General features: G+C 43.3%; 12 protein-coding genes. 3 read left to right on the top strand and 9 right to left on the bottom strand.

What is annotated here, in order from left to right; all coding sequences use genetic code 11:
• Nucleotides 1-68 precede the first annotated feature (68 nt).
• Both A3761_RS24900 and aztA read right to left on the bottom strand, forming a co-directional pair.
• A complete protein-coding gene (locus tag A3761_RS24900) occupies nucleotides 69-935 on the bottom strand; it encodes a metal ABC transporter permease (RefSeq protein WP_068508719.1) in 867 nt (288 codons plus the stop codon).
• Nucleotides 936-938: 3 nt separating this feature from the next.
• Entirely contained in the window at nucleotides 939-1,670 is a 732-nt protein-coding gene (gene aztA, locus A3761_RS24895) for a zinc ABC transporter ATP-binding protein AztA (protein WP_068552545.1), read from the bottom strand.
• A gap of 257 nt (nucleotides 1,671-1,927) precedes the next feature.
• On the opposite strand from aztA, the gene A3761_RS24890 reads away from it, so the two are divergent.
• The 3 genes from A3761_RS24890 to A3761_RS24880 all read left to right on the top strand — a co-directional run bounded on the left by A3761_RS24890 (nucleotide 1,928) and on the right by A3761_RS24880 (nucleotide 4,767).
• A complete protein-coding gene (locus A3761_RS24890) occupies nucleotides 1,928-3,151 on the top strand; it encodes a DUF445 domain-containing protein (RefSeq protein ID WP_156490115.1) in 1,224 nt (407 codons plus the stop codon).
• A 76-nt stretch (nucleotides 3,152-3,227) separates the two neighbouring features.
• On the top strand, nucleotides 3,228-4,028 hold the full coding sequence (locus A3761_RS24885) for an ion transporter (RefSeq protein WP_068508713.1): 801 nt from the start codon (nucleotides 3,228-3,230) through the stop codon (nucleotides 4,026-4,028).
• A gap of 91 nt (nucleotides 4,029-4,119) precedes the next feature.
• On the top strand, nucleotides 4,120-4,767 hold the full coding sequence (locus A3761_RS24880) for a TetR/AcrR family transcriptional regulator (protein WP_068508712.1): 648 nt from the start codon (nucleotides 4,120-4,122) through the stop codon (nucleotides 4,765-4,767).
• 401 nt (nucleotides 4,768-5,168) lie between these two features.
• Here A3761_RS24880 and A3761_RS24875 read toward each other — a convergent pair whose 3' ends face one another.
• The 7 genes from A3761_RS24875 to A3761_RS24850 all read right to left on the bottom strand — a co-directional run.
• The gene (locus A3761_RS24875; RefSeq protein WP_068508711.1) at nucleotides 5,169-7,097 is read right to left on the bottom strand and encodes a ribonuclease R family protein; all 1,929 of its coding nucleotides are present in this window, start codon (nucleotides 7,095-7,097) and stop codon (nucleotides 5,169-5,171) included.
• Nucleotides 7,098-7,159: 62 nt separating this feature from the next.
• The gene (gene folE / locus A3761_RS24870; protein WP_068508709.1) at nucleotides 7,160-7,717 is read right to left on the bottom strand and encodes a GTP cyclohydrolase I FolE; all 558 of its coding nucleotides are present in this window, start codon (nucleotides 7,715-7,717) and stop codon (nucleotides 7,160-7,162) included.
• Nucleotides 7,718-7,836: 119 nt separating this feature from the next.
• Nucleotides 7,837-8,007 (bottom strand): hypothetical protein, encoded by a 171-nt coding sequence (locus tag A3761_RS26430; RefSeq protein ID WP_156490561.1) that lies wholly within the window; start codon nucleotides 8,005-8,007, stop codon nucleotides 7,837-7,839.
• A gap of 241 nt (nucleotides 8,008-8,248) precedes the next feature.
• Nucleotides 8,249-8,833, bottom strand: a complete 585-nt coding sequence (locus A3761_RS24865) for a methyl-accepting chemotaxis protein (protein WP_231872277.1) — start codon at nucleotides 8,831-8,833, stop codon at nucleotides 8,249-8,251.
• Nucleotides 8,834-9,519: 686 nt separating this feature from the next.
• Nucleotides 9,520-10,437, bottom strand: a complete 918-nt coding sequence (locus A3761_RS24860; protein WP_068508707.1) for a diguanylate cyclase domain-containing protein — start codon at nucleotides 10,435-10,437, stop codon at nucleotides 9,520-9,522.
• Nucleotides 10,434-10,889, bottom strand: coding sequence for a chemotaxis protein CheW (locus A3761_RS24855; protein ID WP_068507350.1), 456 nt, complete (start codon nucleotides 10,887-10,889; stop codon nucleotides 10,434-10,436). Before A3761_RS24855 ends, A3761_RS24860 begins: the two co-directional genes overlap by 4 nt.
• A gap of 2 nt (nucleotides 10,890-10,891) precedes the next feature.
• Nucleotides 10,892-11,559 (bottom strand): chemotaxis protein CheB (locus A3761_RS24850; protein WP_231881309.1); only part of this gene is annotated, 668 nt, incomplete at its 5' end.

Below are 11,559 nucleotides of genomic sequence, written 5' to 3'. Positions count from 1 at the left end.
GTGCCTTCAGCATCGTTTTCGATCGATTTAAACCAGGACTTCATATTTAAATTACCTATATTTACGAGTTATGCGCTGAGATGTTTGGGTTTGGCAAGTCGAGATAAAAGGCTACCATTAAGTCCTAATGAAAACGACAAGACGTAGAGCATACCAAGTGTCAGTATGATCGCCGGCCCGGTTGGCCAGCCAGCATGGTATGACAAGAGTAAGCCGATATAACAACAGAGAATTGCAAAACAAGAGGACGCCAAAAGCATCATATCGAGGCTCTTGACCCAATACCTTGCAGAGGCTGCAGGCAAAATCATCATACCCACAGACATTAAGGTACCAAGGGCGTTAAAGCCGGCAACAAGGTTTAGAACAACTAGCACCAGGAAGGCAAAGTGAGCAATTGGACTTAGTCGACTGACTGATTGCAGGAAAAGCCTGTCCATACACTCAAGAACCAACGGTCTGAACAGCAGAGCAAGTGTAATTAAGGTAATTGTAGAAACCCCGGCAAGCAAATATAAAGCTTCGTTGTTCAAAGCCAGCGCGGAACCGAAAAGTACGTGTAGTAAATCAACCTGACTACCGTTAATTGAAATAATCAGGACGCCTGCTGCCAGAGAAATAAGATAAAAGGCAGCCATGCTGGCATCTTCAGCGACATCGGTCATACGAGAGACGAAACCGGAAAATAGCGCAACAAGGCAGCCTGCGATAATCCCGCCGATGGTCATTGCCTGAATAGATAAGCCGGCCAGAAAAAAGCCTGCCGCTGCACCGGGCAATATTGCGTGTGCCATGGCGTCGCCAGTTAAACTCATGCGTCTTAACATCAGAAAAACGCCAATAGGCGCTGCGCTAATCGCAATCGCAAGGCAGCCAACGATAGCGCGTTGCATAAATGAGAAGTCTAAAATTGGCGCAATAAAAAGATCGAACATCTGTTAGTGAGCCCCGCAATACACGGCGTTTTCATCAAAGGCTTCGTTGAGTTGTCGTGCTCGTTGCCAGTTTTGCTCAGTCAATACGCCGGCAGTTGGCCCAAAAGCGATGGGCTCTCGCGATAACAAAAGGCAATGTGGGAAGTGAGACTTTACTTGCTCAAGGTCATGGAGTACTGCAACAATCGTTTTACCCTGTTCATGCCAGTGTTGAATCAAGTGTAGTAGGTCATGTGTTGTTCGGCTGTCTACGCCGGTAAAAGGCTCATCTAATAATATTAGGTTGGCTTCTTGAACGAGCAAGCGTGCGAACAAAACGCGCTGCATTTGCCCTCCTGAAAGAGATCCGATCAAGCGTTTTTCAAACCCTGATAAACCCAGTTGCTGCAGCGCTTGTGCGACTTGCTTTTTATGCTTGCTACGTAATCGCCCGAAAGCACCCATATGTTTCCAGGCGCCAAGAGCGACCATTTCCTGAACTGTAATAGGGAAGCTTCTATCGACCATGTTTTGTTGAGGAAGATAAGCAATATCATCTTTCTCGACGGGTCCAAATTGAATATCACCTTCTAAGGGAGCAAGTTGCCCCATAATACCTTTAAGCAGTGTCGATTTACCTGCACCGTTAGGCCCAACAAGGGCAACAAGCATGCCTTTATCAATGCTGGCAGAAAGGTGGTGAACAGCGGGGTGCGCTTCGTAGCCGAGCGTTAGATTTCGGAAAGATAAAATCATTATCTACCTGGTGACACTGTAGACACAATAAATTAGTACTGCACTTAGCGAGGCCGCGAGGGCAAGGCGTTGAACAAGGCCAATTTCCAGTAAGCTTCGACGTGACATAATCAGCCTGTTATTAAAGTAGAACACAATCCGTGAATCCTATGTGATAGCATGCTAAATTGCAATCTGGCTGGCCTTGAAGCGTTAAATTATTGGGGCTGAGCGCGACGATTATTCCCAAATAACAATTACAAAACGTATCTGTCATTATGGAAGTGAACTCATACTTCGAGCTACTCAAGTTGGCAAGCATTCCCTTAATTGCGGGAATTGTTGGATTCATCACCAACTGGTTAGCCATTAAGCTTACTTTTTATCCGATCAAATTCTGGGGCATTCGGCCCATTTTTGGCTGGCAGGGAATTATTCCCTCAAAGGCTAGGAAGATGGCGGAAATCAGTGTTGATTCAACCTTGTCCAGAATTGGCTCAGTCTCTGATATTGTTGAGCAAATGAGCCCTGCTCTAATTGGCGAGCATATTCTCGAGTCACTTGCTCCTCGCACTGAAGAACTAGTTGATGAAATTATGCTTAAGCGCCATCGAACGCTTTGGCAAAATCTACCAAGACCCGTTAAAGAGCTGGTTTATGAGAGGGTAAAGAGTCAACTGCCGAGAATTATGCAGAATCTTGTCGAGGATATCGGGCCAAAGATAGAGTCATTGTTTGATCTTAAGCTGATGGTTATCGAGAAGCTGGAAGATGATAAAACGCTGCTGAATAAAATCTTTCTCGAATGCGGGGCTCAGGAGTTTCGCTTTATTATAAAAAGCGGCCTCTGGTTTGGCTTTTTGTTTGGGCTTCCCCAGTTAATACTTTGGTACTTCTTACCCTACCCGTGGATCTTGCCAGTATGCGGATTTTTGGTGGGGTGGGCGACTAACTGGGTGGCGTTGAATATGATTTTCCGGCCTGTTAAGCCCTTTAAGTTTTTAGGCCTGACAATACACGGTTTATTTTTAAAGCGGCAAGACTCTGTATCAGAGTCTTTTTGTAAAATCATTACTGAAGAAATCCTGACAGTTGATCAAATCGCCCAAGCCATGCTGAAAGGGCCGGAAGCAAAGCGTACAAGGGCTATTATTCAAAGACATTTTGAAAACATGGTAGATGATACGGTTGGTTTGATTAAGCCTTTTACTCAAGCCGCTATGGGGCCGAAAGGCTTTGCTGAACTCAAAGAAGATGCCGGATTGAAGGCAGTAGATTTGTCAAAAACTACGCTGCGTGACCCTTTGTTTAACCAGGAGAGGGCCAAGGTTGTACAGGATATCATGGCGCAACGAATGAAGGAGCTCCCTTCTGAAGAATTTCAGGATCTACTAAGGCCTTGTTTTCAGGAAGATGAGATAAAACTGATCATTATCGGTGGTATTCTTGGTGCCATGGCTGGCTTGGCTCAGCTTGCTTATATATTTGGTCAGAGTCTTTAAGTGACTATTTCCTCTGTTTCGGTAAAATAGCCGTCAAGTATTACCTAATCCAAGTTTTTTATAGTTTACGCAGTTAATGAATTATTCTTCGCTACAGTCTCTTTTTTACCAACTCAAGAACAATCGGGCTTTTGAGCTCTTTGTTATTTTTATCATTATTATTTCCGCCTTGGAAATTGGCGCAAAAACCTACGATTTGCCTGTGCAGGCCATAGCATTCACCAAAATGCTGGATCTGTTTATCACCCTGTTCTTTCTGGTTGAAATCGTTATTCGTTTTGTTGCTGAGCCAAATAAGCGGCACTTCTTTAAAAGCGGTTGGAACGTATTTGATACGCTGGTGGTGGTAATAAGTCTGATACCAATTGACGACTCTGAAATGGCATTGTTGGCTCGTTTGGTCAGAGTGTTCAGAGTTTTGAGGATGATATCGGTGATTCCTGAGTTGCGCATCTTGATTAACTCTTTAATCAAGGCCTTGCCACAGCTGGGCTATGTCATGCTTTTGATGTTTATCATCTTTTATATCTATGCTGCTGTCGGAAGCTTTTTATTCCAAACAATTAATCCTGACTTATGGGGAAATATTGCTATTTCCATGCTGACCTTGTTTAGGGTGATGACCTTTGAAGATTGGACTGATGTTCAATATGAAACGATGGAGGTGTACCCCTTCAGCTGGATATACTACTTATCGTTTATCTTTTTTACAGCCTTTGCATTTCTCAATATGGTAATTGGTATTGTCGTTAATGTGATGGAAGAAGAGCATGCTAAAGCGCGGCAAGAAAGTAAAAAGGATGAGCCAACTATTAGTGACCTTCAAGCTGAAATCTTAAGCATGAAACAGATGATTGTGGATCTTAAGAAAAACTAGAATAGCTGTGAATTTAGAACTAGACTTAATGACTATCGGTCACCTAGCTGGCTGATTGAATTAATTCGTAATTGAAGTTTGTGAGAGTGTAATGTCGGAAGGAAGTGAAGGCTTAAGTCGAAAGCAGGTTGAGTTTGCTAAGAGGGAGCAGGAAATTCTCAAAGCGGCGATCAGTTTGTTTGAGAACCCACATTGGGAAACTGTGACCGTTGAGCAGATTTCCAAAAAAGCAGAGATAGGCAAAGGGACCGTTTATAAGCATTTTACCTGTAAAGAAGAGATTTACGCTCAGATTTCAATCTCGTTTTTGCGTCGTATGCTGGCCTCTTACGAAGCGCTACCACCACATTCAGAAGCAATAGATATCATTCGTGAAATTATTCGCGCTTCCTTTGCGCAATTTCTTGATAATCCGGCTGAAGCGCGGGTTTCGTTTTATTGTAAGCGTGTCGACTTTAGAGAACGCCTCACCCCGGAATTACGGGCCGAGTTTGACCAATTAGACGATTTATTTGCCTCCTACATTGGCTCAATACTGGAGCCAGGTATTAAGAGTGGGATGTTTCCTGATATGCCCATTGAGCACTTAATGATGGGCTTAGAAGCGACCTTTGATGGCGCGATTAGTACAATTTGGAATGGCGGTTTGCATTGCCAAGAAGATACAGATTTAGAGACTTATATCAATATTATTAGTGAGTATATGGTGGCGGGCTTAGTTGGTCTGGTAAAAGCTTAGCGACTGAATTGACGTAGAGGGGAAAATAGAATGGGTATCGCAATCCGTGCGATACCCTAGAATAGGCGCTTCCTTTACTGTTCCATCAGTTAATTGTATCCATTGAACATCCGTGAACAAATCCTTGTTTTGCCACTGTCCTTAGTTATTCAGCCGCTCCTGCAGCACAATTGTCCCTTGCCTTATCGTTCCTTGATCTACAACTGCCCTGTGTAGTTATCTGAATCCTTCAGATTGGCTCCTGCCTTCCCTAACAAGTCCGTTTGATGTTGCTTCCGTTTGATGAGTATATTACGGAAACCACATGTAGGAAAAAATAGGATAAAACCTAAAGCCATGTAGGAGATATCCTACATGGCTCTGCTGAGGACAGACAAGAATTTGGCCAGGATGTAGCCGGTCTAAACTAATTCGAACTGAATTTGTTTACGAGACCAGTCGATTTGCTTGAGTTTTACTTGTACTGCTTGGTCGAGTTGGAAGGACTGCTCTTTGTTGGTGATGCAAAGCAGGTCTTGGTTAAAGCTATACTTCCCTTCCATCTCCTTGGTTGAGACAAATCCTTCAATACCTGTTTCTGCTAGACGAACTTGAAAACCAGAAGAAAAGACACGATGAATCGTAGCATTTAAGGTTTGTTTGTTCTTAGCTAAATACTGGCACTTCAGCCATTGCTCAACATCATAGACGGCACTTTTGGCTTTACTCGAATTCTCACTTAATGCTTCTATTTGAGCTTCGTTAATGTAGCTTTCATTGTTGGCTGCAATCGCATCGAGTTGGCGGTGTACTAAAAAGTCACTGGCTTTTCTAAGGGGGGAGGTGAAGTTGCAATACTGCTGCAATCCCATGCCGAAGTGAGGCGCAGGTTCTAGGCTTAGCTGGCTTTTCTCTAACTGGCGAGAAATAAGTAGTTGGTAGCGAGTTAACTCATCATTACTGGAAAGCTGTTTTGATAGTTCAACAAAGCTGTCTAAAGACGCTAAAGAATCTTCTTTGTACTCAGGAATGTTTTCTTGCAGTACTTTATCCAAGCTTTCCAAGCGATCGGCACGTATGCCTTTATGGCTAATGTAGATACCGGGAAGTTTGCTTTTGGAAATGAGTTCTGCGATGCAACAGTTTGCAGCGACCATCGCTTCTTCAACTATACGGTGAGCGCTGGAGAATACTTTCTGTTTGATCTCTGCAATCTTTCCCTGGTCATTCAGCTCGAGGTAGAACTCTTGACGGTCTTTTTGAATCAGGTTGTGCTTGTTGCGGAATTCTGATCGTTTATCGGCAATAGTCTTAAGATGCTTCAGGCTTTCCTGAATATCGCTGCTGCACTCGTCTAGCGCTTCGCCTTGGTCAATAAAGCTGCCAACGACTTCGTAACTAAGCTTTTTATGAGATTGAATAAGCGCTTGTTCTAGCTCGTAGCTTTCGATATCTCCAGTCTCACTTACAGTCGCTTTTACTACTTTGGCCAGACGCGGTTTACCTTCTACCAAAGAGCAGATATCACTGCCCAGCTTTTCTGGAAGCATCGCGATAGTCTGACCGGGGAAGTAGACTGAACTTGCGCGTTTTATCAGACTTTTCTCGATGGCTGAGCCGGCATCAATCATGGCGCAGGGGTCGGCAATCGCAATATATATATACCAACCTTGCTCAGCTTTTTCTGCATACAAGGCATCGTCTATATCTTTCGTAGAAGACGAGTCAATGGTAACAAAGGGAAGTTCACAATAGTTTTTACGCCCTTCGCTTAAACCTGCTATCTGTTCTTCTGAAATCGCATCTGCTTGTTCTTGCTCGACTTTGCTCCAGCTTGTTTCCAGGCGGTGCTTCTTGCTGGCATACAATGATTCGATACCGATATCTTGGTCGGTACCAATTAGCTCGACAATGCTTGCTTGTGCTTTCCCTGACTTAAAAGGATGTTGAGTAACCTTGCAGACAACCAGGTCTTTCGCTTTGGCTTTTTTGCGCTTTTGAGGAGGAATAAAAAACCACCGACACATGCCTTGGATATCGGGCTCAACAAAAGCAGCTTTACCCTTCTCTATGTATTTGCCACAAAAGAACTGGGTGTTGCTTTCAATTAGCCTTTCTAATTTAGCGACCTTTTTGTTCTTTGCATCTTTTATGACTTCAACTTCTACTCTATCACCAGGGAGTACGCGCTCCATTTCATCGGGTGGAAGATAAACGTCTCGGTTGGTATCAAGTGTCACAAAACCAAATTTGTAAGCAGAACCTTTAACTGTCCCAATGCAGAGATTGCGACTAGCTTTGATATCTTGCTTGAGTTGCTTGAGTTGATTAAGTGAGTCGAGTTTTAGCATTGATCATACCTGTTGGTGGCAAGAGTGCTGTGTATCGATCCTAGACACACAGCGACATGTTCTTAAGAGTTGGTTGCGAGCGTTAGGAATTCACTACGTGTTGCCTGAGACTGTCTGAAAGCGCCCAGCATAACGGAAGTGTTCATGACTGAATTTTGTTTTTCAACGCCGCGCATCATCATACACATATGTTTTGACTCAATGATGACAGCCACACCTTTTGCGCCAGTCACTTGCTGGATTGTTTCAGCCACTTGACGAGTGAGGTTTTCCTGAATCTGGAAGCGTCGCGCATACATGTCGACAATACGAGCAAATTTAGACAGACCCAAAACCTTGCCGTTTGGCAAATAAGCGATATGGCACTTGCCAATAAAAGGCAGTAGGTGGTGTTCGCAAAGAGAGTATAGCTCTATGTCTTTTACAATAACCATTTGGTCATTGTCAGACTCGAACACCGCGTTATTTACTATATCATCAAGGCTTTGTTGATATCCCTGAGTGAGAAATTGCATAGCCTTGGCTGCACGAGTCGGTGTATCTAATAAGCCTTCGCGAGAGCTGTCTTCACCAAGACTTTCAATAATGGCTTTATAATTTTGTGATAAGGCGTCAAGCATAAGAAATACCGAAGATGTGGGAAATGCCGGATTTTACATGCTTGGAATAGCTGGGGAAAGCCTTTTCCCACTTGGTCAACCTAATTTGCAGATAGCGTTTAGCAGAAAGTAAGAGACAATTAGTACCGATCAATTGCGAATCGAATATTATCTGCTTCCGCTTTAAGAACTTGGTACATAAATGTATTGGTGCCAGCCTTTGCTTTTTCAGCTTGCAGGCACTTGTTTTGGTAGAGTTTCTCTAAGGTGGCGAGATCGCATTGCATTGTGGGGCAAGTACTTTGGCTCATTTTACTACCTCCATTCAGGTTACCCTGAATTATCAGACCTGAGCTTGATTGTTTGGTAAATAATAGTTAAGCATTTACTCTGCCAAGTATTTTGAACATGTCTGAGAGGGAAAATAAAGTAAATAAAAACAAAAGGATAACATGGGAAAAAAATTTAATTTTGAAAGCGGCCAACTTGAATATAAAACTAAAGCTGGCCGCTTGTAAAGAAAGCTGACGAAAGTCTGTCGTTTATAGCGACCTAGCGCTGTAAGTCATTTAGTTGATCGATCAGTGCCTGGAATTGCTCATCGAGACTGCCAGAGCTAGCGTTGATTGATGCGCCTTCAATCGCACCTTGCAGTGCGTTCTTAATTTGTTCTGTTTGATCAGCTTGAGTGCTTAGGCTGGAAGTAAGGGTGTTAACTACGTCAGCACTATTGCTAGCAACTTCTTCCAAACCACCTAGATTACTCATGGTTTCATTAGCAATTGTTACGCTGCTACTCACGACTTCAGCAACTTCTTGCTGCTTCGAGATAACCGAGTTCGATATTTCGGTGATCTTGGTGATCTCACCCTGGATTTCTTCTGCTGACTCATTTGAGGTGTTTGCAAGCTGTCGTACTTCATCGGCAACAACCGCAAAGCCTCGACCGTGTTCGCCAGCTCGCGCTGCTTCGATCGCAGCGTTGAGTGCTAGCAAGTTAGTTTGGTCGGCAATGGCTTTGATCGACTCAAGTAATTTACTAATCGTTTTATTACTTTCATCCAAGCTTTCCAGCAAAGATGTAAATTCAGAGATGTATCGAGATGAGGTTTCCAGGTTATCTGCAAGCTGTCTCATGTCGGCGCTACATTGTTTGGATGTATCAGATGCCTGGTTGGTCGCGTCACTGGCTTGTTGTGCAGAAGAGTGTATCGCCAGACCTTCGCCTACGAGAGACTCCATGCCTTGGCAACTGCCTTCAATACCGCTTGCAAAGTCTGAGCCGCCTTGTAGCTTCTCGTTAACGCTAGCTGCGAGCTCTTGAATCTGGGAGGCAGGGTCTTGACTAAAAAACTGATCAAGCAGTGCCGCTTTTTGCTCTAATGACTGTAGCTCGACTTTGTCGATCGCAACTTCATTTACTTTCAATGCATTCTTATTTAATCCAAACATAACCTTACCTGAATATACTTGTTGCGTTATCTGAAGATGCCTTTTTATTCAAAAGTATCGGCATTCCAAAAATTATTGTTTGTTACTTATCTGGTCGAGTTAGTTACCTGCTCATTGTTTTATTAGAGCTGGTAATCACTGGTTTCATCAAACATAGTTTTAACGGGTGTTAAAACCTAAAGTTTCGGCACTGGGATAAATGACGTTTTGCTTGTTCTTGCCATGTTCATCAGTGCAACCATATCAATGCTATTATCGGCATTGAATGAAAAAACCTGAGCCAGTTTCGTGCTTACGTTTTATTTATTTTAGCTACTAATTCTTAAATTGCTTGGGAATTGGTAAAAAAGTTAAGGAATAAGCTTAATTGATCACCGAGTTAGTTGACTGAGCCAACTTTCCCAGTCGTCATTATCGGAATAGCTTGAAAGCTCATAGTGGAATTTAGCTGGTTCATCTTGTTTGGCAAGGTAGCTAAACTTGTAAGCTTCACAAGCCTGTATTAAGTCTTTGCCTAAGTTATGGGCATTATCAAGATCTGTATTAGGTAAAAGAATTAGAAAGCGTTTGTTGGTGTAGTTACAGATTACGTCAGTTTGGCGTATCCGGCTTTGGCAAATCTGCGATACTTCCACTAGCCACTGTTCGTGATCGCGATACTTTTTAATCATACATTCGCTGCTAAGGCTTAAGCAGGTGACCTGATCCTTATAGCGTCGTTGAAGTTCGGTGGCAGATTTTAGTTTGTGTTTGAAATAAGGAATACTTGTGCAACCGGTTAAAGGGTCAGTTCTAGTGGCGAGTTTTAGATCTTTCTCTAGCTTGGTAAGGTAAGTAAGTAATACCGAGAATAAGCTAAGAAATAATGCAAACGATAAAGCCTGAAAGAAAAATGAGCTACTGTTGTTTTCAGGTGTTAGTGGGAAGCTGAGGCATAGCGCACTCAATGACAAAATCGAGCCAAACTTTACCCCAATTAAAATAAGCGTTGCTGCTGCCAAAGGGAACAGCCAATATAAAACTAATGAGAATTCACTAAGGCTATGGCTGACTAGCGTTATATCAATGCAGACCCACAGTGCGGTGCAGGCTATCAAGAGTTGTTTTTTTCTTGAGGGCGATGAAAGATGAGCAGTGAAGAAAGCCTTTGTAAAGCAAGGCGCGCAGATGAAAAATAGGACACTCTGTGCTATTTGGTCGTTAAGAAACAAGCTAATAGCAAAGAACACACAGAAAAATAGCAGCCCGGAGAGTGCAGCATTATTTAGGTGCTCTTTTGCTTTAGTCATAGGTTCTCGTAGGCTAATGATTCGAGGTATTCAATATTTGGAATTACAGCTTCTTCACCATCCAGTGTGATCATTGCTGAGTCAGCTTTTCCTGGCTTACGGTCAGACTGTTGAGATATCTCATTCCCTACTTTTACAAGTCGGGGGATACCTTGCGTCACAATAGCAAAAAAAGGTAAGTCTTTTTGGTGTTTACCAATAGTATTGACTACCGCAATTCTGGAGTTGGGTGTGACCTTGGCTGCTGAGAGCCCATTGGCGATTTCATACGATAATAAAGGAATATTGATTCCACGCCAGGATACAAGACCTAGAAAGTAATCTGGCTTAGTATCGCGGTTTTCAGGCGCTTGATAGCCTACTACTTCAGCGACGCTAACGTTAGGTAATAAGAGCTGGGTATTACTAACCGGTAGATATAGGCTAGAGATAACACTTTGAGCATCCGACACAATTAAACTCCTTTGTTTGTTTCTAAATTGCTAGCACTGGCGTCAGGTGCACTGTAGCAGCCAACTTTATTAATTAATGCTCGAGCCAGGTCTTTTGGAGATGCGGTGTATGCACTGCATTCAAGATCAATCACAGATTGCGGCATCGAGCCATTCGCACACCCATCTGGTGCTTGAGTCCATACTGAGCAGCCTTGCTTATGCATCGTAGGTGCCATCAACGAGCCGTCATTCCCCATGCCGCTAAATACGATCACATGGCAACGTTTTCCATAATGCGCAAACAGATTTCTTAATAAATGGTCAATTGATGGACCATAGGGTCCTTCCCATTCATTGTCTCTAATTGAGACACCATTAGATGAAAAGCAGACTTCATTGTCGACAGGAACGACGAGAACTTCGCCATCTTTAACTAAACAGCAGTCGGTTATAGGCTTTAGGTCGAGCATTGAATGACGGCCTAAGACGCGTGTTAGTACGCCCGAGAAGTGGGCATCGACATGCTGAGCATAAAGAAAGCCGGCTCTGATCGTAGATGGAATTTCATCCAGGAACTCTTTCACCGCTGCAGGACCACCGAGTGAGGCTGCTAGAACCCAAACGTCTTTAGATGGCGGATGAGACAGTCTGGGTGCCTTTTCGATGTCTGAAGGCTGGCTGAAAACGG

This window comes from Oleiphilus sp. HI0123 (assembly GCF_001635315.1).
The sequence above is the reverse complement of the archived record's forward strand: the minus strand, read 5'-3'. Positions and strand labels throughout refer to the sequence as shown.